The sequence below is a fragment of the Vibrio sp. SCSIO 43153 genome (genome assembly GCF_023716625.1).
Taxonomy (GTDB): domain Bacteria; phylum Pseudomonadota; class Gammaproteobacteria; order Enterobacterales; family Vibrionaceae; genus Vibrio; species Vibrio rotiferianus.
This window is the reverse complement of record NZ_CP071856.1, coordinates 1,012,291-1,033,647: the sequence shown is the minus strand read 5'-3', so window position 1 is coordinate 1,033,647 and position 21,357 is coordinate 1,012,291. Positions and strand designations below refer to the sequence as shown.

Sequence of the window (21,357 nt, the reverse complement as noted above, 5' to 3'; positions counted from 1 at the left end):
TTCTGAGAATGGCCTCACTTAAAGTGGTGAGCCCTTCTCCAATGCCAATAATCGCTGTTTGCGCTCTACCCCGCCCGCATAGCCTGTGAGCTTGCCACTTTTGCCAATCACACGATGGCAAGGCACCACAATCGAGATTGGGTTTTTACCATTCGCCAGCCCCACCGCGCGTACCGCTTTCGGATTACCGATGGCATTCGCCAGATCTTGGTAACTCCATGTTTCACCATAAGGAATGGTCGTTAGTGCATGCCACACTTGAGTTTGGAAATCCGTACCTGTCGCTGCAAGGGGTAAGTCAAATTCGTTACGCAGCCCAGCAAAGTATTCTTCCAATTGAGTAACAGTCTGGCTGAGCACCGCATGTTGATCATCACGCTCTCCCAAATCGTCTGGTTTGGTGGTACAGGTTTCAAACCAAATTCCCAGCAAACCTTGCTCATTGGCTTGAATGGTCACAGCGCCTAACGGACTTGGCATTACCGTATAAAGTGATTTCATGATTGATTCCATAAGTGAAAAGTCGCGTAACTGCCCCAAGGCGACGCAGTATGAGCATTCAATGACGGATAGTTTGGCATGGCTTTCTTCACCACCAAGTCTTTATCTAAAAAACAATTAGGCTGAGATTGGCCACGCAATTGCGCATAGCTCACCGTCCACGGACCAATGCCTTTTAATTCCAGCCATTGCTGCGGATCAGCTTCTGGATTCTGCTGCATGTACTGAGCAAATCGCACCAATGTGTCTTTACGACTTTGCGGCATGCGCAAAAAACTGACATCGGCACAGGCAATTGCTTCTGGCGTTGGGAAGTGACGTACTTGCTGGTCGTTGCTGAGCGTTTCTACCAACAAATTAAGCTGCCCAATCGCCGCTTTGACCGATACTTGCTGCCCTAACACAGCACGAACTCCGGCTTCCCATGCACTCCACACGCCTGGAATACGAATACCCTGTGTTTTGACTAATCCCGGCGCAATGTATTCAAGGTGCTGCTCCACCGTACAGATATCCGCGTCGAGGTCGAACATACGACGCACACCAGCCACGAGACTCAGCAGCTTGGTTACGTCTTCAATATCAAACTCCATCTCAAGGTAACCTTCGCCCTGAGTGACCTTGAATCGCGCCTGACAGCCATCCAGAGAAACGTTGCGCAGGTATGCATCTTCAGTAACTTGCTCCACTCCCTCAATTGCACGTAAGCGATAAAAATCAAGCATATGTTGCCAATTCAACGCACCGCGATAAGGCAATACAATTCGATTCGTCTCCATGCCATCAAACTCTTTTCGGCGTATTTGAGATGGCGTTAGTTGCAAGATTTTTTGAAACGCATCATTGAAACGTCGCGTACTATTAAACCCCGCGGCAAACCCAATTTCAGAGACTGACATGGAGCTCGAGTGTAGCAACTGCTTGGCAAACATCAGTTGTTGGTATTGAGCGTATTGCTTGGGTGACATTCCAAGATATTGCTCGAACAGCATGCGCAAATAACGATCTGAGATCCCTAGGCGCTTCGATAATGCAGCAAGGGACTGGTTCTGCAATTCTCCGCGATCGATCATTGTGATCGCGCGTTGAAATGTTGTCTCGACACCTTTCCACGCCCAAGAGCCTGGGGCGCTATCGGGTCGGCATCGCAAACAAGGGCGATACCCAGCCTTCAAAGCTTGAGTTTTATCGGTGAAATACTCGACATTTTCTTCTTTCGGTAAGTTGGCAGGACAGATAGGGCGACAAAAGATGCCGGTGGTTTTCACTGCAATGTAAAAGCGTCCGTCAAAACGACTGTCTCGTGCCATACGCGCTCTCTGGCACTGCTCCCTGGTTAAAGAAGCGTATGGATTGATGGTCATATTAGTGTTCCCTTTTCATCCTTCATTTAGAACCAACATTAGGGCTCAATCAGTACACATACATTGTAGATTGCAATGCAGAATGAGGTTAGCCATTTTCGGAACTCAATAATGAGAAAATGTGGCATTAGTCAATTTGTGCACTAAGGTTAGGTAAGAACAACACAACAACGTCGGCTAAAGGGAATTGGCATGGACTTACATACGTGCGTGATTGTACTTAGAAATCACAAGGTTATTACTAGCAGATCGGTGGAACACTCTATAGGCATTATTGAGCGTGACTCGGATAATGAAATTTCAGAAATTCAAATTAATACAACTGATGGCACCAGCATAAGGACTTATCACTACAATTGTGTGGAAGATTCACTCGAAAGTTTAATGAACCTGTAATTACTCCTATCTCCCTTGTAATGGCAAAAGAGCACAATTTATTGTGCTCTTTTTTTTGTCGTTCATCTACCTGACTTAATAGCGCAGCACTGGATGCATTCTGCCGTAACTCTAGGTTCAGGAAGAGCCAAATAAAAAGCTCTCGGTTTTATACCAAGAGCTTTTCTTAATCTCACTTAGAAGATGACAAATCATCTCTACTCGTCGACAGGAATGTCTGCGATTTGCTGCAAGCTATACGCGGTGAGAGGGTCGATGTCTTTAACCAGTTCTTCAACCTGTTTAATCGCCTCTACAGACGTGCTAGCTTTGCGATAACTCAAATAGATAGGGCGGTACCAATCTTCTACGCCAGACACCTTGTAGAGCTGCCCGCTTGCGATAAATGGCTCAACCAAAGATGCTGGTAGGTATGCGCTACCACCTTTCTCTAAAACGAAGTCTAATGCGATACGAGCGGTAGAAGTGCGAAGGTAAGGGGCAGGGATTTTTGGGTGACGTTCCGCATGCTCAGAAGCGAAGCGTGTACCCCAATCCACATACACGTATTTTTTACCAAATACGGTATCAAGAGAATCAGGCTCGGTAGAAACTAACACAAGCACCACATCCGCTACTTTTTTGCAGTTGAGCTCATCCGCTTTGATTTGGTCAAAGGCAAACGCCATATCGAGAGTACGCTCTAAAAGACTGCGGCTGAGCATTTCACGACCCATGACTTCCGCCATAAAGCCATAACCACTGAACGAGTCTGTTACCACACTCAAGCAATTTTGCAGGTAAGCATCCCAAATGTTCGGCGTACCACCCATAGTGAGCTGTAATGCTTTACCATCTTCAAGGGATAATTCGAGCTTAGCTTGCTGTAAAGTGGTGACCATCACCTCTGCATAGCCGATCAAACGCTCGCCTGCAGACGTCAACTTTATGTTATTTCGATCACGAATAAACAACTGCGTATCGAAATAACTTTCGAGTTGTTTGATGCGTGCGCTTACTGCGGCTTGAGTAATGTATAAGTTCTCAGCAGCTCGTCCGAAGTGACGAACCTTTGCCAGCTCTAAAAATGTTCGAAAGACCTTTACATCCATAAACCATCTCCTGGTCAATATAAAACCAGATTAACAACTAATTAAAATTTTGACGACAAAAAAGTTTTGTTTTTCTTTTGTTAGCTTTGCGCCTAATTTCGCCGTAATTCATCACATTCATCAATAACGGTTACAGAGGCTGTTGATATGTCTGACACTGAATTTCGTCATGGCAAAAAACGTTTTTACGACAACGTAAAATTTCCGCGCGGCTTTGCAAAGTCTGGCGATTTTACTCTCTCAGAAGAGGAAATCCTAACAATTTATGGGGATACTATGCTTGGCCTAGAGTCAGGCGAGTTGACACCTGAGAACTCCGAAGAAAAACACTTCGTGAAAGTTCTAGAAAACCCAGGCAAAGCGAAAACAAAAATCGAACGCACTTGGTTGAAGTACGTCCAACTGGCTCGTGGTCGCAAACGCTTTCACACGCTAAACGGCCGCAACAAACCAGAAGCGTCAGATGACTATGCAGAAGAGAGCTTAGCAGAAGACGATTAATTCCAGCCCCTCTCCAAGCGTTCACGCTTGGATGAGTCAAAGAAAAGCCCTTAAGTAATTTCTTTAAGGGCTTTTTCAACTCAATAAGCTCACTTCCCACTATTTGGCCAGCATTGCAACCTTCTTCAGGAAGCTGTCTTTTAGGTGTTCTTGGTCATACTCCAAGTGATAGGTGTTATGGAATCCCACTTTCAATTCCACGCCATTCCCTCGCATAAAAACGTTGTAGCCATCATAATCAGAGAATGCTTCAACCCCTTCATATATTTTACCGAATTCCGTTGGCGTGCCTTTGTTCATGACACATTCATATGCTTGCAGCACTTTGGTGGCGTCTAGTTCATTTCTCATTGCGATTTTCCTCAGCAATAAACTCGATTTAAGTATGGTTAAAGAAAAAACACCGTGCCACACCATAGGTTGCGTAAGATCATAACTTCCGCATTTTCTTGTTACTTTATCTTACAGAACAACCCTCTATTCAACGTATCAGTTACATGAAAAACTTAATTTCAGTCATAAATTTTAAACACTAAACAGCTAGTCTAGCGACACAAACGCCTTCTATGTAAGTGAGCTATTATCGTAAGCAAACGTGAAAACTGCTGAGAAAAGCAACATTGATTAAAGAAAAAGCAAATTTTTGACCTAAAACAATAGCAGTTCATCATTACTTATTTTATAATGCGAATTAATGTTTCAGGACATCTTAAATTCCAATAACTAGGGGCACAAAATGAGACTTATCCCGTTAGCTCAGGCAGCACAAGTAGGCAAGTGGGCAGCAGCACACATCGCTAAGCGTATTAACGACTTCAAACCAACTGCTGAGCGTCCATTCGTTCTGGGTCTACCTACTGGTGGCACTCCTCTAGCAACTTACAAAGCATTAATCGAACTTTACCAAGCTGGTGAAGTAAGCTTCGAACACGTTGTAACATTCAACATGGATGAATACATTGGTATCCCTGCGGATCACCCAGAATCATACCGTTCATTCATGTACAACAACTTCTTCAACCACGTAAACATCCAAGAAGCGAACATCAACCTTCTTAACGGTAACGCGGAAGATCATGAAGCGGAATGTCAGCGCTACGAAGACAAAATTAAGTCTTACGGCAAGATCAACCTATTCATGGGCGGCGTGGGTAACGACGGTCACATCGCATTCAACGAGCCAGCATCTTCTCTGTCTTCACGCACTCGCATCAAGACACTGACAGAAGACACTCGTATCGCGAACTCTCGTTTCTTCGATGGCGACATCAACCAAGTGCCTAAGTACGCACTGACTATCGGTGTTGGTACGCTACTAGACGCTGAAGAAATAATGATCCTAGTAACAGGTCACAACAAGGCACTTGCTCTAGAAGCAGCTGTAGAAGGCAGCGTAAACCACCTATGGACGGTTTCTGCACTTCAGCTTCACCCTAAAGCAGTGATCGTTTGTGATGAGCCTTCACAACAAGAACTTAAAGTGAAGACGGTTAAGTACTTCTCTGAACTAGAAGCGGAAAACATCAAAGGTTTCTAATCCTTCGGATGACGACCAAAGATAAACGCTGAATAGACAAAACCCGTGACTGCTCACGGGTTTTTCGTTTCTAGATAACTGTGCGGCTAATAGGCTTGAATACCAAACTGGCGCAGGCGTTTCGGTAGCACTTCATCTAACCTATCTACCTCACTCGCTTCAACTTCAATTAAGTTGAAATTGTGCTGTTTGTACACTGCACGAATCTTCTCTTGCTCCGCTTCTGACATCTCGCCGGTGTCACTACCCCAAAATTGCAAATAAACTTTGCCACTAGGCAGATAGAAATCACTGGTCACGTCTTGGGCAATTGGTAGTTGGCGTTCGTACGCATGCACTACGCCCGCTAAATATAACCAATTATCGATTAACAGCTCCCCTTTGGAGCGAACGTAATGCCCGTCTAAAGTGCGGTGTTTGGCTTCAAACTTTTGACGAAAGTTGGAAAGGGACTTGTCCGTGGAATGAGACTCGGCATCTTGCCCCAAAAACTCAATCACTGACTGCTTAAGGCGCTTGTTACGCAACACTATGTCATGCCACACCACAAAGGTATGATTCGATTCCTTATCGACACGCAAGTGACCCCCAGCACGTATGCCCGCTTCGGTCAGGCTCCAACCTTCGTCAGATTTGCTAATCCAACCTAACTCGCTTAACAACTGGTTCATGCGTTTGGCATTGAGTTTGAGCTTCTCGCCCAGTTGGGTAGCGCTGTAGGTTTTGCCAGAGGACGTCGCAAGCTCTATGTGCAAATTGGTTGGCCAAACGATGAACGGCCCAAATTTAGGGTGATCGACATACTCACCACCGTACTTAGTGCCCTCTTCGGTCAAAATCCAGTGGTCGTCTTTACGCACGATGTAACCCGCGCGTTTCAGATCAGAAAACAACAGCTTGGCTTCTATCTGGCGCATTTTTGCTAACGCCGATGTGGAAATTTTCTCTGACATAACGCGCTAACTCCTAAATATCGCGAATAAAGAACCCTAACTCTGACATTGCTACCCGTTAATCTTATCGTTCTATGAACAACATATGCATATTAACGCATTGATTTCATTGCTTGAAGTAAGAATAGAGGTATTCACTTGCCAAATCAAAAAAGCCAGTCTCTCGGGACTGGCTTTTGTTTTGTGGAGCGAGGTTGGTTACTTAATAAAAGAAATACAGCCCTGTAGAATCACTAGGTTGACGATGTCGATAAAGAACGCGCCAACGATAGGCACGACCATGAAGGCTTGTGGTGATGGACCGAAGCGGTTAACGATAGAGCCCATGTTCATTACTGCCGTTGGGGTTGCGCCCAGACCAAAGCCACAGTGACCACTTGCGATAACTGCGGCATCGTAGTTGCTGCCCATCACACGGAACGTTACGTAGTACGCGAAGACTGCCAGAATCACCGATTGCACCGCTAGGATGATGAGGAACGGGATTGCTAAGTCGAAGATGTTCCATAGTTTTAAGCTCATTAGTGCCATCGCAAGGAACAGAGACAACGAAACCGTACCGAGAATATCGACCGTTTCAACATCCACTTTGCGTACTTTGGTCACTTCCATGATGTTGGTGATCACCACACCGATAAACAGCGCGTAAACGAAGTCTGGAATCATCAGCCATTTGATACCAAAGCTGCTCACCCAGCCTTCTAAGTAATCGGCACCAGTAACACACAATAGAATGATCGATAAACTCTCGACCACTTTCTTCGCGGTTACGCGGTCTTCTTCGTGCTCGTTATAGGTCACCAATTCAGGGAAACGTTCGTGAGTCTGGTTGGTGCGTCCGTATTCAGATTCAAGGTTACGTTTATCAATCAATCGCTGCGCTACTGGGCTACCGATGATGCCACCAATCACCAATCCAAAGGTAGCGGACGCCATTGCCACTTCTAGTACGTTGTGTAAGCCATACATGTCTTGGAAAGTTTGCGACCATGCTGCGCCCGTACCATGACCGCCCGACAACGTAATCGAACCGGCAATCAAGCCCATAAGCGGGTCTAAGCCAAGAGCGGTTGCCAGAGAGACACCGACCGCGTTTTGGATAAGAATGTACACCGATGCCACAGCTAAGAAGATAAACACCTTAGCGCCGCCTTTAATCAACTGGGTGTAGTTCGCAGCCAAGCCAACGGTGGCGAAGAACATCAACATGAAAGTGTTTTGCAGCGGTAAATCGAAAACTAAGTCCACGCCATTGAAGTGCATCGCGGTGATCGCACATGCGACAATCAAACCACCCACGATTGGCTCGGGAATATTGAATTTCTTTAAGATCGGTAATTTAGCGTTAACGAATTGTCCCAAGAACAACACACAAATAGCGACGAGAAACGACTCTTGTGGACCGACAGAAATGACCTGATTCATAAAACCTCTTTGCCTCCTTTTTCTCATCCTTTGAGTAACAACTCGCAGGTTGAGCGGTATTTAGGCAGGTCAGAGTGCCTACTGAACGTGTGGTTTTCTAGGGTCCAAACCCACTAAATTCTCATCAAATAAGAAAGCAACAACTCTGATATTCACCCAATTCTCACTCAATGAAAAAACGCTCTTTTTCACCAAGTTTTGTGGCGCAATTTTCTCGTTTTTTTAGCTCTTCTCAACTTATGAGAAGTGAACGATTTTTTACCAGTTTTTGAAGGCAAAAACGTATGCGATTGCGCGCAAATTTTGCGTGAAAATCTGATGCAAACTTTGTCGAAATTTCATCGGCAAAAGTGATTAAGAAAACAGCGCAAGAAGATTGGCGCTTTCTATCCCAACGTCTAGGTGTTATACATATATATAACACCAACTCAGCCAAGGAAACCAATCATGACGCATTGGCATGATCGCCAACCGATTTTCCGTCAGTTGGCTGACCAGATCACCCAGCAAATATTGCAAGGCATCTGGCAAGAGGGCGAAGCTTTGCCTTCGGTACGCAGTGTCTCTGCGGATATGAAGATTAACCACCTGACGGTCATGAAGGGCTATCAGTTATTGGTTGATGAAGGATTGATTGAGAAGAAACGTGGGCAAGGCATGTTTGTCGCCCAAGGTGCAAAAAAACAGCTTCTTGCTGATGAAAAAGCCCGTTTCCTTGAACAACAAATTCCGCGGATCGCCGACACATTACAACGTCTGGATATGTCACTTGATGAATTTATCCAACAAATCCAAACACATATTGAAGGTGACCAATGAGCGCATTAGTCAGTGTAAAACACGTCTCCAAGCAATATCGTCAGCAGGGTGAAGCGCTGCATGACGTGAGCTTTGATCTACAAGCGGGTCAAATACTTGGCTTGCTAGGTCATAACGGTGCGGGTAAATCGACTCTCATTAACGCCCTACTCGGTGCACACGAATATCAGGGCACCATTCGCATCAACGGCTTTGAGCCAATCATGCAACGCGACAAAATCATGCAGAGCTTGTCTTACATCTCGGATGTGAACGTTCTGCCAAACTGGATGACGGTTGCTCAGCTGCTCGATTACACCGAGGGTGTACACCCAGGTTTCAATCGCAGCAAAGCTGATAGCCTGCTTCGTCAAACCGACATCAAGCCGCGTGCTCGCATCAAATCCCTATCGAAAGGCATGAAGGTGCAATTGCACTTGGCCGTCGTCATCGCGACCAATACACAAATTCTAATTCTGGACGAGCCAACCCTTGGCTTGGATTTGGTTTATCGCGATACCTTCTACCGTCATTTGCTGGAATGGTTCCACGATGGCGAGCGTGTGCTGATCATTGCGAGTCATGAAGTATCGGAAATCGAACATCTACTGACGGACGTGCTAATTCTTAAACACGGCCGACCTGTCCTGCAAACCTCAATGGACAGCATCAGCGAAGATTACTTCATTCTTGATGCCAGTGATGAGCATCGCGCACAAATCGAAGCGCTGAAACCACTGTCATCGCAAAAGGGCTTAGGCACGACTAAATGGTTGCTGTCTTCCCAATACGCAGAGCAAGTTGCTGGGCTGGGTGATGTGTATGGCGTCAAGCTTGCGGATCTGTTCTTGGCATTGCAGAAGGAGGCAGCGTAATGAAATCGATTGTCGCGATGTTGCGTAAAGAATGGCTAGAGAACCCATTGGTTACACGCGTGCCGTTATTTATGTTTGCCTGTGGTGTGCTGCTGTTTGTCAGCTTGATGAGTAGCTCGACACTGCAACACAATATGTTCTTCCAAATGAGCTTTGGCGGTGATGTCAGTGACATCCACAAAGAACTAGGCGATGACGTCAACATGCTGATCACAGGTGGCATTGGTTTATTGTCTTTCCTGCTTGGCACTCAATACTTCCCAAGAACGCTGCGTAAAGAGCGCTCAGAGGGCAGTATCATGTTTTGGCGCAGTATGCCTGTCAGTGACGTGAAAACCCATCTGGTGAAGCTGACGTTTGGTTTATTGGTGATTCCGTTAGTGTGTTCGGTATTGGTTTTCGCTGCGGACTTTATGCTGTGGATGTTGAATGTCTCAACGGACCACCAGTTGGCGTTATTGTATCGACAAGCATCACTGGGCTTCGTACTGCTGAACTGGGTTGAATTCTTGCTTCGAATGGTAGTGGCTGGCGTGTTGCTATTGCCGCTCGCACTAACCGCAATGGCAATCTCACAGAAAGTGAACTCCCCCTTGTTGGTCATCTTGATTGGTATTTACGCACTGCGCTGGATGCCGATTGCAATGTTCAACTTCTATGATCTGGATGATTTCTTCTCAGCGATTTTCTACCTACCACTGCACGCGATTCTTGCGCCAAACCCGTTCAGCGCGATTCCAGATGCAGGTTGGATGAACGTTGGGATTTACGCTTTCATCGGTGTGCTTGCTTGGACAGCTAGCATCAAGTTCAGCCGCACCGTGAACTAACAAGCACAAGCAAAACCACACATCAAAAGCGAGGTACTGTCCTCGCTTTTTCATTTTCAGCACCATCAATCTTCATTCTCTTTGCTTCAACGCAAAAATAATCAGCCTATAACAATAGCGCTTCGGCGTGGTTAAGTTCATAATCTCCCGCTTAATGCGCCTAGCGCTGTTATTAAGAATTTTTGAAAAGCAGAACATCAACCATGACCACCATGCCAACAGCCATTATTGGACTGTACAATCCAAAGAGTCCAACCAACGTTGGCGCTGTATTGCGAGCCGCAGGCTGCTACGACGCTGCGCAAGTTCGTTACAACGGCACACGCTACAGCCGCGCAGTCAAATTCCAGACCGACACCCAGAACTCACAAGAGCGCATTCAATTAGTGGAGATGGAAGACCTCACTGCTAATGTTGCCGACGATGTGGAAATCGTTTGTGTTGAGTTAGTGGTCGGCGCAACAGCACTGCCGCACTTCACTCATCCAGAGAACGCGATTTATGTGTTTGGGCCGGAGGACGGCTCACTGCCGCAAGAGATGGTCGATAAGGCGCATCACGTGGTGTACGTACCAACTCATGGTTGTATGAACCTAGCCGCGACGGTGAACGTTGTGCTTTACGATCGCATGGCGAAAACATTGGGGGCAATTGATGACCACCAGCAAGTTCTTGCTAATCGCGACAACAAGAACCGCTTGAAAATGAAAGCTTGCGTATAGACAGACGAAGCTCGTCGTTGCAAACGCCAGATACAAAAAAGGTCACAGCAACACTGTGACCTTTTGTTTTATTTGGCGTCTTAATCTATCTAGCCAAGGAACGAAATGTAGCCTTGTAGAATGATCAAGTTAACGATGTCGATGAAGAAGGCACCAACAATCGGCACAACCATGAACGCCTGTGGTGATGGACCAAAGCGGTTTACGATAGAACCCATGTTCATTACCGCCGTTGGAGTAGCACCCAAACCGAAACCACAGTGACCACCTGCGATAACCGCAGCATCGTAGTTGCTGCCCATCACCTTGAACGTTACGTAGTAGGTGAAGATAGCCAGAATCACTGACTGCACGCCCAGAATCACCAAGAATGGGATCGCTAGGTCGAAGATGTTCCACAGTTTCAGACTCATCAGAGCCATAGCGAGGAACAGAGACAGCGACACCGTACCTAACATGTCGACCGTTTCGGCATCCAACTTACGAATCTTGGTCACTTCCAAGAAGTTAGTGATGATCACACCGATGAACAACGCGTAAACGAAGTCTGGAATCATCAGCCATTGAATGTCGTAAGTGCTCACCCATTGTTCTACGTACTTAGCGCCTGTTACACAGATCAATAGGAAGAACAGTTTCTCAACTACTTTTTTCGCGGTTACTTTGTCTTCTTCGTACTCGTTGTACGTCACCAACTCTGGGAACTTCTCGTGGGTTTTGGCATCTCGACCACCACGACCATACTCAGATTCGATGTTGTTCTTTTCGACCAGACGCTGCGCAACCGGACTACCGATGATACCACCGATGATCAAACCGAATGTTGCTGACGCCATCGCGATTTCCAATACGTTATTTAAACCGTAAACGTCTTGGAAAGTTTGTGACCACGCCGCCCCCGTGCCGTGACCACCTGATAGAGTAATCGAACCAGCGATAAGCCCCATCAGCGGATCTAAACCCAATGCCGCTGCCAGTGAAACACCGACACCGTTTTGAATGATGATGTAGAACGACGCGACTGCTAAGAAGATAAAAACCTTCGCGCCCCCTTTCATTAACTGAGTGTAATTTGCTGCCAAACCAACGGTAGAGAAGAACATCAGCATGAATGTATTTTGCAACGGCAAGTCGAATTCCAAATCGATGCCGTTAAAATGAAGAGCAGTAATGATGCAGGCCACAATCAAGCCACCTACAATCGGCTCAGGTATGTTGAATTTCTTTAAGATCGGTAGTTTAGCATTAATAAAATGCCCCAAAAAAAGCACACTAATCGCAACCAAAAAGGATTCCAGTGCACCTACAGATATTAAATGATTCATATCGCCTCTTATTATTGTTCTCTTCATCCTCCGTAATGATTGAGTGTTAGTTTAAGCTCTGTTCAATAGCAAATTTTCTCGCCAAATTTTTCCGAAAATACTCAAAAGGTTGTGTTAAATGCGCCTTAGGCTAGTTTAAGGGACGGTCGTTAAGCGATGTTCTGATTTACGCGCTATTCGCAAGCCCTAAAATGTAAAAGGAGCCTGTTAAGCTCCTTCTTATCCTCTTCATAGACAAGCAAAAATGACTGCCTGTACGAGACGGATATCATGTTGTGAGTATTGTCCGAGTGACACTTTCTGAACCGCTATCGGGCTCCCTTACATAAACAGAAAGTGATCATCACTATCGAGCAAAGTTCCTTCCCGTCATAACGAATAGAGCGCCGAAATGGCGCCCTAACATTTGGGTTTGCTTGTATCCCATCGTAGTTTAAAAACTCTGACTCATGGAATTTTGAACGAGCCGAATCCAGGGAAATTCTCAAGCTTGCAACAAGCGTTCTCGTTACAACGGAGCGGGATTATAACATATCGCTGAAAATTTTCCTCATTTCAGTGTTATTCGCCACCTTCATAGTTTGCTTCCGCAACGATCAACTGTTCAATATTATTGCTACAGATGAAAGCACGAAGAGCCTCGAACTTAGCCTCGTTCCACGAATAGATTTGCAGATCAAGCAACTTATCAATGGTGTCTTGCTCGAAGCGAAGCTTAACAGGCTTTGCCGGAGATCCTGCGACCACGGTGTAAGGCGAGACATCTTTGGTCACAACGCTGTTGGCAGCGATTACTGCGCCTTCCCCAATGGTGACACCGGGCATTATCATCGCACGCATGCCAATCCAAACTGCGTCACCAATCACGGTATCGCCTTTGCCTTGGTAAGATTGCTCAACGTCATCAAGGAACGGATACAGACAGAACCAGTCCGTCCTGTGATTATGGTTGCCGCCCATCAAAATGACCGCTTCAGCCGCGATACAAACGTAGTCACCAATGTAAAGCTGATCGATTTCCCACCTTGGCTGCCACGCTTTACTGACTTCATCGCCATGCAGATAGCGCACGACCGAATCTTCAAAGCCGTTATCCCAACAATCGCTGTAGTAACTGTGGGTGCCTTTGATGTGGATATTTTGGTTTTGCACCACTTGGTGCAGGTACTGAAATTTGGACCAGTGTTTTTTCATGGCAGTTACCTCAATAAAGTAAATGTATGCCACGGAACGATTTCTCGTGGCGTTGTTGCTGCGTTCTCAGTCAACGACGCCTATTGGATGCGGGGTTGCAGTAGTAATGGATTATTCATGAATGTGCCCTCCAGCGCGCACACTATAAAAAGCATGTATAATTTTCAAGCAAACCAAACAAATAACAAGATTCCGAAAATGAAAAGTCACTCTGCCTTTGCCTCTCTGCTGCTGTTTGCTGCCACAGCGTCTGCGAGCGAAAACATTAAAATCGAATACCTCCCAACGGAAACGGCCGACGATCGCTTTGCTGCGCAAGTAATTGAAAACAGTGAAGTGAACGACATCTTTGTCCAGCTTTCTGATGATTACTTCCCGTTTAATAACACATTAACGCTGACCTACGGTGGCGAAGACGGTCCGCTTTATGATCCAGAAACACACACCATTCATATTCCCTACACCTTCTATCTAGAATCATTTAACTACTTCACCAACAACAAATACCAAGAGCGTTACGGTAAAGCACCGAAAACGGGCGCGCTCGATACTTTGCTGCACACGCTATTGCACGAAGGTGGACACGCTTACATTGCCGATCAAAACATTCCTGTATTGGGTAAAGAGGAAGATGCGGTCGATAACTTCGCCACCATCTTGCTGATTGATTACGTTGATGACGGTGCCAATGTGGCGATCAGTGCTGCGGACATGTTCGCATTCGAATCCGACGACAGACCGGACTACTACGATTTTGGCGAGTACATTGATGAGCACAGTTTCGATCTGCAGCGTTACTTCTCTACCCTGTGTCTGGTTTACGGCAGCGATCCTGAGCAATACAAAGCCTTACTCGATGAAGTAGAAAAAGATTACTTACGCGATCGCAAAGAGTTCTGCCAATTCAATTACGGCAACATCCGCGATAATTGGCTGCATTACTTGCAAGACAATGAACTAAAAGAAAAATAATCGCGTAAAAGGGATAAGAATAGCCAACAATGAGCTCAATCATGACCAAACTGACCGTATTTTACGATGGCACTTGTCCCTTGTGCGCCAAAGAGATGAACGCACTAAAACAGCGCGATACCAAGCAGCAGATCAAAACCGTCGACATCTACAGCGACGCATTTGCCGATTATCCGCAAATCGACCCTGAGCAAGCCAACACCATTTTGCACGCCCTCAACGAGAAGGACGAACTTCTGCTTGGGTTGGATGTAACTCATCGAGCATGGCAGTTGGTTGGTCGTGGTTGGTTATACGCTCCACTGCGTTGGCGCATTATCAAACCTGTTGCGGACTGGCTTTACCTCAAATTTGCTAGCAATAGGTATCGCGTCTCATACCTATTAACTGGCAGATCTCGCTGCAATAACGGTTCGTGTTCACGTTAAATGTGATCGGTTACCAGTTTAGATAATACCTTAGTCTTAGATTTGCAATTTCCAATACTTCTCTCAGTTTAGTTCGGGTAGTCTTTAACCATAACAAGAACAAAATATGAACATAACAGTTGTGGGGACAAGCCCATAACGCTGTATCGCAGAGCCGAGAAGTAAGGAAGTCTACATGAATCTAACCATAAGAAAGCGACTCTATATTCTTTCCATCATACCTGTTCTAACCATAGCCATAGGTATGATGTGGTTTACCTATTTACAAACCACCGCCTACAACAAACACGAAATTGAGCAGACGCGAAGTCAGATGATGGAGATGAAAAAAGCCGAGCTCAAAAACTACGTCCAAATGGCGCGTTCCGCTGTCGAACCGCTACTCGCTCAAAACGCCTCACTTGAAGAAGCACTGCCTACTTTGAAACAGTTAGAGTTTGGTCAATCCGGCTACATCTTCGGTTACGATTCAAAAGGCGTGCGTGTCGTGGTGGGTAAAAACACTAAAGGCATCGGGGAAAACTTCTATAACTTGCAGGATAAGAAAGGCAACTACCTGATTCAGGACTTGCTCAAAAACTCCAAAACTGGCGAGTTCACCACTTATTACTTCCCGAAACTCGGTCAGAGCGAAGCCCTACCAAAACTAAGCTACTCCGTCTTTATTCCTGAATGGGATCTAATGCTGGGTACGGGCTTCTACACTGACGATATCGATGCCATTGTGGCAAACATGGAAGAAGCCGCGCACCAAGCTCTCAACACAACACTGACTGCTATCGCTCTGTTCTGTGTCTCGATTGCCGCCATCGTTGCGGTCTTCGCTGTGTTTGTTAACCGCAGTATCATGAAGCCTATTGAGCAGTTTGATGCTTCAATTCACTCTTTCGCACAAGGCGATGCAGACTTGACTGCGCGTATGGAAGAATCAAATGTGCCAGAGTTCAAACAGCTCGGTAACAACTTCAATAAGTTTGTAGAAAGCCTACAGGGTATTATTAAGAGTGTGAGCCATGTTGGTGAAGAAGTCGTTTCTGAAACCAACAATATGTCTCAGCGAGCTTCTCAAGTTGACGAACTTGCCTCTGGTCAGCGAGAAGAAACCGAGCAAGTCGCTGCGGCAATGACCGAGATGACAGCAACGGCGCACGAGATTTCCAGCAACGCTAACCAAGCTGCGCAATCAGCAAAAGATGCCGATGAGAATGCACAACAAGCGAAGCACATCGTAGACTCCGCAGCGAACTCTGTTGAAGCATTGGCTGTAGAAGTATCTGAAGCAGGCTCAGTGATTTCTCGTTTAGAGAGCGATGTACAAAACATATCGTCCTCTCTAGAAGTTATCCAAGTCATTGCCGAACAAACCAATCTACTGGCGTTGAATGCTGCAATCGAAGCAGCGCGTGCGGGTGAGCAAGGACGCGGTTTCGCCGTCGTAGCTGATGAAGTTCGTCAGTTAGCGAGCCGCACTCAAGACAGCACTGGTGAGATTCATCAGATGATTGAACAGTTGAAGTCAGGGTCAGATGCTGCAGTGAAAGCAATGGAGTCCAGCCAAGCACGTGGTGAAGCAACCGTTGAAGAAGCTCGTGCTGCCTCCTCTGCATTACAAGAAATCCAAGCGTCCATCGCTAATATCATGGACATGAACACGCTGATAGCTACGGCAACTGAAGAGCAGAGCCAAGTTGGCCAAGAGATTTCACAACGTATTGAAGTGATCTCTCAACAAAGCAGCCAATCGGCGCACCTTGCCAACCAAAACCGTGCAGGCAGTGGCAACCTTAACCACAAAGCCAACGAACTGTACGACTTGGTCGGTCGCTTTACAGTCTAGAGCTTTCCTCAAACACTCAACATGCAAACAGCGACGCCAAAAAGTCGCTGTTTTTATTTCTGCTATCATAATACTACTTAGCTATAATGCCGCCAACTTAGCACCTATAAGGGCAAAACAAGATGATTATCATGACCACCAATTTCGGTGACATCGAAATTGAATTGAACCTAGAACGAGCACCAGTTAGCTCAAAGAACTTCAAAAAATACTGTGAAGATGGCTTCTACGACGGCACCATTTTCCACCGCGTTATCGATGGCTTTATGATCCAAGGTGGCGGTCACACCGACGACATGGCAGAAAAGCCAACACGCGCCCCGATCGCGAACGAAGCAAACCGTGGTCTAAAGAACCTTGTTGGCACTATAGCAATGGCGCGTACCGATGCACCGCACTCTGCAACGACACAGTTCTTCATTAACTTGGAAGACAATGATTTCCTAGACCACACCGCAACCACCAACCTAGGCTGGGGTTACGCGGTGTTTGGTAAAGTGACTGCGGGTATGGATGTCGTAAATCGCATCGCGAAAGTGAAAACGACCTCTAAGCTTGGTCACGATGATGTACCATGCGATCCAATCATTATTGAGAAAGTGACGATCAGCGAATAAGCACGTTCGCCTCTTCGGAGAGGTCATCACTATAAAACGAAAAAAGCGCCTAATGTCTGGTGACTTAGGCGCTTTTTGTTTTTATGACTGGCTTGTGCCGGAGTTATTGATAGAAAAGCTCGGCTTTTGCTCCGACTAAATCAAGCTCAGAGCCTTGAAAGTCCACCAGATATTCAGCGACAAGGTTGTACCCAACCCAATACCCCATGTATTTCGGCCAGCGGCTTTCATCACTGCCAAGAAAGTAAGCGTCGAAGTTGTAATCTAAGCTGGTCAGCTTGTCTTTCATCTCAGCATAAAAAGGACGCCAATCTTGATCTTTGATTTGCTCAAACAAGCTCGGAGTGATGCCTCCATTCACCTTACGTTCGAAATGACAAGCTAACCCTTCCATAATCAGCACATCACCAAGCGCAACGCCATTCTCTCCCGATCGCATACGGAACAGGTGATGCAACTCATGCGCTAGCACCGCAGCCAGTTCTTTCTCAATAACGTTTTTAATATCTGCACGTTGAGTATCAAGCAGAATCTCTACACGATAGGCGCTTAAGCAATAGCCACCAATCCCCGTCTGCGGTACATCATTGCGATCAAACGGGCTAACGGTCAGGTCGATGTTACTGAGATCAAAGTAACTAGAAAGTTGTGAGCTCAGATCATCAAGTTTCTGATGCAAATACTCAGCGAGTGGAGACAACTCTCCCGTCGCATTTAGCAGGGTTACGCGATAGCTCATTTATCTTCCTTGATAATGTGGGTTAAGAGCTGTGAGTTTACAGTGTAAAGAGTGAGCAGTTCTAGCGATTACATCCCTTTGAACAAACTTTGAGATGCACGGCTCACGGGGAGCTTGTTTTCCCCAACATGCACAAACATTCTGCCAGCAAAGTCTTTGTTTACTTTGTTAATTTTGCATACTTGCACCACGCTTGAACGGTGCACTTGCCAGAACTGTTCTGGATTAAGCTGCCCTATCAACTCTTTCAACGATGTACGAATCAAATACTCTTGCACTTTGCCTTGTCCTTGTTGGGCATACACAGAAACGTATTTTTCTTCCGCTTTGAAATACAACACATCAGACGTGGCGATCAGATGAATATCTTCCCCTTGCGTCGCTTTGATCCACTGAAGATATTGCGGCGTTTGTGGCGCGGATAATTGCTGCAACTGCTCTAATAGGCTGCTCATCTGCGCATTACTGCTTTCTTGCTCTCGCTTAGCAAGGCGTGCTTTCACTCTTTCACACGTCGTCAGGAGGCGATCATCCGAGATAGGCTTGAGCAAATAATCGGCGGCATTTTGTTCAAAGGCTTTGATGGCGTAATCATCGTACGCAGTGACAAATACAATCAAAGGTGGGTTGGCGAGTTGATTGAGTTTTTGCGCTAATGTCATGCCATCCAACACTGGCATACGAATATCGAGAAACGCAATGTCAGGTTGGCTGTGTTCAATGGCTTGCAACGCTTGTTCACCATCTGCGACTTTGGCAATTACCTCTAGCTCTGGCCACACTTCAGCTAGGCTTTTATCAAGATGACGCCTCAATAGTGGTTCATCATCAGCAATAATGGCAGTAAACCCTGTATTCATTCCTTTCTTCCTTGATTACGATTCCATTGGCCAACTCAGGCGAACACAAACGCCACCCTGAGCAGACTCACTGATAGAAACCTCTCCTTGCCCTGCGAACAAAGCTTCAACTCGCTGCTTGAGATTACTTAAACCCACGCCTGAACCCATGTGCCCACTAACGTGATTCAAGCCAACACCTGTGTCTCTGATTTCAATCTTCAAGTTCTGCTGTTCGCGCTTAATGAGCAAACTCACTTCGCCACCTTCACGCTTTGGCTCAATACCATGGATGATAGCGTTCTCTATTAAGGGTTGTAGCATCATCGGCGGTAATTCGGTTCTGCCTAACCCCTCTTCCACCTCAATCTTGTAACTGAGTCGATCACCCAAACGGGTTTGCTGAATGCCCAAGTAAGCCTCAAGTAACGCCGTTTCATTGTCTATGGTGGTGTGTTCTTCACGTGAGCTTTTAAGCGTTGCACGCAGCAGCGCGGTTAACTGTTCTAGCATCAGCTTGGCTTTATCGACATCTTGCGACATGAGCGCACTGATATTTGCCAAGGTATTGAATAAAAAATGCGGTTCAATCTGGCTTTGCATCTGCTTAAGCTGACTCAGCAACAGCGCACGATCTTGCTCTGCTTTCTCGCGTTTGATGGCTTCCAACTCTCGCTGAGCAACCGCCTCTTTCTCACGCGAGTAAAAATAGAAATAACACATACCGCTAAACAGTAATCCCATTAAACCAACAGGGATCATATCGGAGATACCAAAATACTCTCCGAGCCAAAATTGCGCATTAATCACCCCAAACAATAAACAAGCAACAAGCGAACACACCACTTCTATCATACGTGGAATGGTTGGAAACAAACGGTCAATCAACCATGAGAAGAAAATAGCCGAATAGCCAAATCCAAAGCTAACCACCACATGAATGTAGAATGGACCGCCCCAAACCGAGAGCGTCATTGCTGCGATAAAGAGACAAAATGCCGTGGTCACTAATAAGCTACGCGGCCATCCACTTTTCACCACTGATTTTGCTGAACACATTTAGAATTTCCCTTTGATGTTAAATACAATCATATGCTTATCATTGATTTGTGCGTAAGCAGATTGGTCGTCTCCGGTTAAAAAGCGTGCGGCAACTTCCACTTCTACACTTTGATCGCCAGTATCAATCCATTGGTAGTTGAGCCACTGCGTGACAATCACACCACCATCTTGCGGCGACAACATCACATCCAACGTGGGGGTTACATCACTTAGCCAGCCCATATTTGCTTTGCCGTTCCATGCAGCCCATGCTTCTACATCCCAACTCCAGTGCAGCATTACGTTATGCTGAACGATATTGGCATGCTGAAACCCTTGGGCGTAGCTTGTCGCAAGTAGAGACGTTTGGGAATTAAGGGGTTGAGAGAGTAATTCACCACGTTCTATTGCTTTTTGCCATTCGCTTTTCGACCATGCTCGGCTGTCGTACCAATATTCAGTAATCACATTGTGTCCGGCTTGGTTTGCCCAGTTCAATCCAATTAAGGCTTGGAATGCGCTTCCCTGCTCCTCAACCGAAACGGGTTGGTAAAGATCAGCCTGCTGAAACTGATAGCCGACACTTTGCTTTTGCCACAGCATGGAACCGTGCATGGCGATGGATTCATCCCACACCGCAATGGCACTGGCGCCAAGCAAACCTCGGCGCACATCATCGTAATAACCAATAAGTTGATACTCGGTGTCCCCCACCAGCGCGTATCGACGAATACCAACACCTTGCTGCTCTGCGGCTTGATCAAGAGCACTCTGGTCTTGTTGCCCCCAGCTTGAATCCGTTGCAATCACCGTCCACTCGCCTGCCATATCGTAGTGTGAGAGTGAAAACACACCCGCCCCCTCTTCTGCGACTAAGCCAACCGGGTTTTGTCGATAAGGCTTAAACAGATCCAAAGGTCGGTAGCCATAACCCACGCCCCAATCCACGCGTAACTTACCCAAACTCACATCAAGAGTGGTATCACCGACTTGCCACTCCCCTAGCCAAGCCAGCTCTCTAATCAGCAATTGGTTATCAGCTTCACTCCACCAATCACTCTTTCCTTGTTGATTGAGGTACAAACCTTGGCTATACAGAGCGAACAAACCACTGAAGTTCTGATAATTCACCTGCACATCCAACAGTGCATTAAGTGAATCACGAGAACTGCCCTGCGCCTGCATAAATGCGCTATCACGCTGCTTGGTAGTTTCGTAACTGACAGCCCAATCCCACTCAAAACTCAGTTCATCATTGGCAAAAACTGGGGCTGCAGCGCCCACACACAATGACGCAGCAATCAACAGACTGGTGCTTTTGTTAAGGTTAAGCTGGTGCGGTTTCATGTGACTTCCTTGCTCGTTTTAATCG

The 21,357-nt window shown here is 46.3% G+C and carries 23 protein-coding genes; 11 read left to right on the top strand and 12 right to left on the bottom strand.

Going from position 1 to position 21,357, the window contains the following annotated elements; all coding sequences use genetic code 11:
- Nucleotides 1-18: 18 nt before the first annotated feature.
- Complete coding sequence (locus tag J4N37_RS20780; RefSeq protein WP_252042173.1) at nucleotides 19-501, bottom strand: methylated-DNA--[protein]-cysteine S-methyltransferase; 483 nt, start codon at nucleotides 499-501, stop codon at nucleotides 19-21.
- The gene (locus J4N37_RS20775) at nucleotides 498-1,865 is read right to left on the bottom strand and encodes a DNA-3-methyladenine glycosylase 2 family protein (RefSeq protein WP_252042171.1); all 1,368 of its coding nucleotides are present in this window, start codon (nucleotides 1,863-1,865) and stop codon (nucleotides 498-500) included. The genes J4N37_RS20780 and J4N37_RS20775 overlap by 4 nt, the downstream gene beginning before the upstream one ends.
- A gap of 192 nt (nucleotides 1,866-2,057) precedes the next feature.
- Between J4N37_RS20775 and J4N37_RS20770 the strand changes: the two genes are divergently transcribed.
- Entirely contained in the window at nucleotides 2,058-2,261 is a 204-nt protein-coding gene (locus J4N37_RS20770; protein WP_081469201.1) for a hypothetical protein, read from the top strand.
- 197 nt (nucleotides 2,262-2,458) lie between these two features.
- Here J4N37_RS20770 and J4N37_RS20765 read toward each other — a convergent pair whose 3' ends face one another.
- Entirely contained in the window at nucleotides 2,459-3,352 is an 894-nt protein-coding gene (locus tag J4N37_RS20765) for a LysR family transcriptional regulator (protein WP_010453580.1), read from the bottom strand.
- A gap of 147 nt (nucleotides 3,353-3,499) precedes the next feature.
- Between J4N37_RS20765 and J4N37_RS20760 the strand changes: the two genes are divergently transcribed.
- The gene (locus J4N37_RS20760) at nucleotides 3,500-3,853 is read left to right on the top strand and encodes a MaoP family protein (protein ID WP_010453583.1); all 354 of its coding nucleotides are present in this window, start codon (nucleotides 3,500-3,502) and stop codon (nucleotides 3,851-3,853) included.
- Nucleotides 3,854-3,952: 99 nt separating this feature from the next.
- Here the strand turns inward: J4N37_RS20760 and J4N37_RS20755 are convergent, their stop codons facing one another.
- Nucleotides 3,953-4,204: a DUF3081 domain-containing protein gene (locus tag J4N37_RS20755; protein WP_010453585.1), complete on the bottom strand. Its 252-nt coding sequence runs from the start codon at nucleotides 4,202-4,204 to the stop codon at nucleotides 3,953-3,955.
- A gap of 385 nt (nucleotides 4,205-4,589) precedes the next feature.
- Between J4N37_RS20755 and nagB the strand changes: the two genes are divergently transcribed.
- The gene (nagB, locus tag J4N37_RS20750; protein WP_252042170.1) at nucleotides 4,590-5,390 is read left to right on the top strand and encodes a glucosamine-6-phosphate deaminase; all 801 of its coding nucleotides are present in this window, start codon (nucleotides 4,590-4,592) and stop codon (nucleotides 5,388-5,390) included.
- 86 nt (nucleotides 5,391-5,476) lie between these two features.
- On the opposite strand, the gene J4N37_RS20745 is transcribed toward nagB, so the two are convergent.
- Complete coding sequence (locus tag J4N37_RS20745; RefSeq protein WP_045385738.1) at nucleotides 5,477-6,343, bottom strand: glycerol kinase; 867 nt, start codon at nucleotides 6,341-6,343, stop codon at nucleotides 5,477-5,479.
- A gap of 198 nt (nucleotides 6,344-6,541) precedes the next feature.
- Entirely contained in the window at nucleotides 6,542-7,768 is a 1,227-nt protein-coding gene (gltS, locus tag J4N37_RS20740) for a sodium/glutamate symporter (RefSeq protein WP_005428834.1), read from the bottom strand.
- Nucleotides 7,769-8,215: 447 nt separating this feature from the next.
- Between gltS (J4N37_RS20740) and J4N37_RS20735 the strand changes: the two genes are divergently transcribed.
- The 4 genes from J4N37_RS20735 (at nucleotide 8,216) to J4N37_RS20720 (ending at nucleotide 10,993) form a co-directional block, all read left to right on the top strand.
- Nucleotides 8,216-8,587 (top strand): GntR family transcriptional regulator, encoded by a 372-nt coding sequence (locus J4N37_RS20735; RefSeq protein WP_252042169.1) that lies wholly within the window; start codon nucleotides 8,216-8,218, stop codon nucleotides 8,585-8,587.
- The gene (locus J4N37_RS20730) at nucleotides 8,584-9,441 is read left to right on the top strand and encodes an ABC transporter ATP-binding protein (RefSeq protein ID WP_045385740.1); all 858 of its coding nucleotides are present in this window, start codon (nucleotides 8,584-8,586) and stop codon (nucleotides 9,439-9,441) included. Before J4N37_RS20735 ends, J4N37_RS20730 begins: the two co-directional genes overlap by 4 nt.
- Entirely contained in the window at nucleotides 9,441-10,271 is an 831-nt protein-coding gene (locus tag J4N37_RS20725; RefSeq protein WP_252042168.1) for a hypothetical protein, read from the top strand. The genes J4N37_RS20730 and J4N37_RS20725 overlap by 1 nt, the downstream gene beginning before the upstream one ends.
- A gap of 203 nt (nucleotides 10,272-10,474) precedes the next feature.
- Complete coding sequence (locus J4N37_RS20720; RefSeq protein WP_252043291.1) at nucleotides 10,475-10,993, top strand: RNA methyltransferase; 519 nt, start codon at nucleotides 10,475-10,477, stop codon at nucleotides 10,991-10,993.
- A gap of 89 nt (nucleotides 10,994-11,082) precedes the next feature.
- Here the strand turns inward: J4N37_RS20720 and gltS (J4N37_RS20715) are convergent, their stop codons facing one another.
- Nucleotides 11,083-12,318 (bottom strand): sodium/glutamate symporter, encoded by a 1,236-nt coding sequence (gltS, locus tag J4N37_RS20715; RefSeq protein WP_010453649.1) that lies wholly within the window; start codon nucleotides 12,316-12,318, stop codon nucleotides 11,083-11,085.
- Nucleotides 12,319-12,879: 561 nt separating this feature from the next.
- The gene (locus J4N37_RS20710; protein WP_171359110.1) at nucleotides 12,880-13,512 is read right to left on the bottom strand and encodes a CatB-related O-acetyltransferase; all 633 of its coding nucleotides are present in this window, start codon (nucleotides 13,510-13,512) and stop codon (nucleotides 12,880-12,882) included.
- Nucleotides 13,513-13,710: 198 nt separating this feature from the next.
- Between J4N37_RS20710 and J4N37_RS20705 the strand changes: the two genes are divergently transcribed.
- From J4N37_RS20705 to J4N37_RS20690, 4 genes are all read left to right on the top strand, one after another.
- A complete protein-coding gene (locus J4N37_RS20705) occupies nucleotides 13,711-14,484 on the top strand; it encodes a DUF4344 domain-containing metallopeptidase (RefSeq protein WP_252042167.1) in 774 nt (257 codons plus the stop codon).
- A gap of 41 nt (nucleotides 14,485-14,525) precedes the next feature.
- Entirely contained in the window at nucleotides 14,526-14,912 is a 387-nt protein-coding gene (locus tag J4N37_RS20700; RefSeq protein ID WP_252042166.1) for a thiol-disulfide oxidoreductase DCC family protein, read from the top strand.
- 175 nt (nucleotides 14,913-15,087) lie between these two features.
- Complete coding sequence (locus J4N37_RS20695; RefSeq protein WP_252042165.1) at nucleotides 15,088-16,749, top strand: methyl-accepting chemotaxis protein; 1,662 nt, start codon at nucleotides 15,088-15,090, stop codon at nucleotides 16,747-16,749.
- 122 nt (nucleotides 16,750-16,871) lie between these two features.
- Nucleotides 16,872-17,366, top strand: a complete 495-nt coding sequence (locus J4N37_RS20690) for a peptidylprolyl isomerase (protein ID WP_252042163.1) — start codon at nucleotides 16,872-16,874, stop codon at nucleotides 17,364-17,366.
- A 103-nt stretch (nucleotides 17,367-17,469) separates the two neighbouring features.
- On the opposite strand, the gene J4N37_RS20685 is transcribed toward J4N37_RS20690, so the two are convergent.
- The 4 genes from J4N37_RS20685 to J4N37_RS20670 form a co-directional block, all read right to left on the bottom strand.
- Nucleotides 17,470-18,105 (bottom strand): DUF2268 domain-containing putative Zn-dependent protease, encoded by a 636-nt coding sequence (locus tag J4N37_RS20685; protein WP_038883347.1) that lies wholly within the window; start codon nucleotides 18,103-18,105, stop codon nucleotides 17,470-17,472.
- A gap of 68 nt (nucleotides 18,106-18,173) precedes the next feature.
- Nucleotides 18,174-18,965 carry a LytR/AlgR family response regulator transcription factor gene (locus tag J4N37_RS20680; RefSeq protein ID WP_252042162.1) on the bottom strand — a complete coding sequence of 264 codons (792 nt, stop codon included), beginning with the start codon at nucleotides 18,963-18,965 and terminating at the stop codon, nucleotides 18,174-18,176.
- A gap of 15 nt (nucleotides 18,966-18,980) precedes the next feature.
- A complete protein-coding gene (locus J4N37_RS20675) occupies nucleotides 18,981-20,003 on the bottom strand; it encodes a sensor histidine kinase (RefSeq protein ID WP_045385751.1) in 1,023 nt (340 codons plus the stop codon).
- Entirely contained in the window at nucleotides 20,004-21,332 is a 1,329-nt protein-coding gene (locus tag J4N37_RS20670; RefSeq protein ID WP_252042161.1) for a hypothetical protein, read from the bottom strand.
- Between the last annotated feature and the right edge of the window lie 25 nt (nucleotides 21,333-21,357).

Bases quoted from the DNA above. Each gene is read 5' to 3' on its own strand.
- J4N37_RS20710 (WP_171359110.1), bottom strand. From the start codon at position 13,512: ATGAAAAAACACTGGTCCAAATTTCAGTACCTGCACCAAGTGGTGCAA.
- nagB (WP_252042170.1), top strand. From the start codon at position 4,590: ATGAGACTTATCCCGTTAGCTCAGGCAGCACAAGTAGGCAAGTGGGCA.
- J4N37_RS20755 (WP_010453585.1), bottom strand. From the start codon at position 4,204: ATGAGAAATGAACTAGACGCCACCAAAGTGCTGCAAGCATATGAATGT.
- J4N37_RS20690 (WP_252042163.1), top strand. From the start codon at position 16,872: ATGATTATCATGACCACCAATTTCGGTGACATCGAAATTGAATTGAAC.
- J4N37_RS20725 (WP_252042168.1), top strand. From the start codon at position 9,441: ATGAAATCGATTGTCGCGATGTTGCGTAAAGAATGGCTAGAGAACCCA.
- J4N37_RS20730 (WP_045385740.1), top strand. From the start codon at position 8,584: ATGAGCGCATTAGTCAGTGTAAAACACGTCTCCAAGCAATATCGTCAG.
- J4N37_RS20780 (WP_252042173.1), bottom strand. From the start codon at position 501: ATGAAATCACTTTATACGGTAATGCCAAGTCCGTTAGGCGCTGTGACC.
- J4N37_RS20770 (WP_081469201.1), top strand. From the start codon at position 2,058: ATGGACTTACATACGTGCGTGATTGTACTTAGAAATCACAAGGTTATT.
- J4N37_RS20735 (WP_252042169.1), top strand. From the start codon at position 8,216: ATGACGCATTGGCATGATCGCCAACCGATTTTCCGTCAGTTGGCTGAC.
- J4N37_RS20675 (WP_045385751.1), bottom strand. From the start codon at position 20,003: ATGTGTTCAGCAAAATCAGTGGTGAAAAGTGGATGGCCGCGTAGCTTA.
- J4N37_RS20685 (WP_038883347.1), bottom strand. From the start codon at position 18,105: ATGAGCTATCGCGTAACCCTGCTAAATGCGACGGGAGAGTTGTCTCCA.
- J4N37_RS20720 (WP_252043291.1), top strand. From the start codon at position 10,475: ATGACCACCATGCCAACAGCCATTATTGGACTGTACAATCCAAAGAGT.
- J4N37_RS20695 (WP_252042165.1), top strand. From the start codon at position 15,088: ATGAATCTAACCATAAGAAAGCGACTCTATATTCTTTCCATCATACCT.
- gltS (WP_010453649.1), bottom strand. From the start codon at position 12,318: ATGAATCATTTAATATCTGTAGGTGCACTGGAATCCTTTTTGGTTGCG.
- J4N37_RS20775 (WP_252042171.1), bottom strand. From the start codon at position 1,865: ATGACCATCAATCCATACGCTTCTTTAACCAGGGAGCAGTGCCAGAGA.
- gltS (WP_005428834.1), bottom strand. From the start codon at position 7,768: ATGAATCAGGTCATTTCTGTCGGTCCACAAGAGTCGTTTCTCGTCGCT.
- J4N37_RS20765 (WP_010453580.1), bottom strand. From the start codon at position 3,352: ATGGATGTAAAGGTCTTTCGAACATTTTTAGAGCTGGCAAAGGTTCGT.
- J4N37_RS20760 (WP_010453583.1), top strand. From the start codon at position 3,500: ATGTCTGACACTGAATTTCGTCATGGCAAAAAACGTTTTTACGACAAC.
- J4N37_RS20670 (WP_252042161.1), bottom strand. From the start codon at position 21,332: ATGAAACCGCACCAGCTTAACCTTAACAAAAGCACCAGTCTGTTGATT.
- J4N37_RS20680 (WP_252042162.1), bottom strand. From the start codon at position 18,965: ATGAATACAGGGTTTACTGCCATTATTGCTGATGATGAACCACTATTG.
- J4N37_RS20705 (WP_252042167.1), top strand. From the start codon at position 13,711: ATGAAAAGTCACTCTGCCTTTGCCTCTCTGCTGCTGTTTGCTGCCACA.
- J4N37_RS20745 (WP_045385738.1), bottom strand. From the start codon at position 6,343: ATGTCAGAGAAAATTTCCACATCGGCGTTAGCAAAAATGCGCCAGATA.
- J4N37_RS20700 (WP_252042166.1), top strand. From the start codon at position 14,526: ATGACCAAACTGACCGTATTTTACGATGGCACTTGTCCCTTGTGCGCC.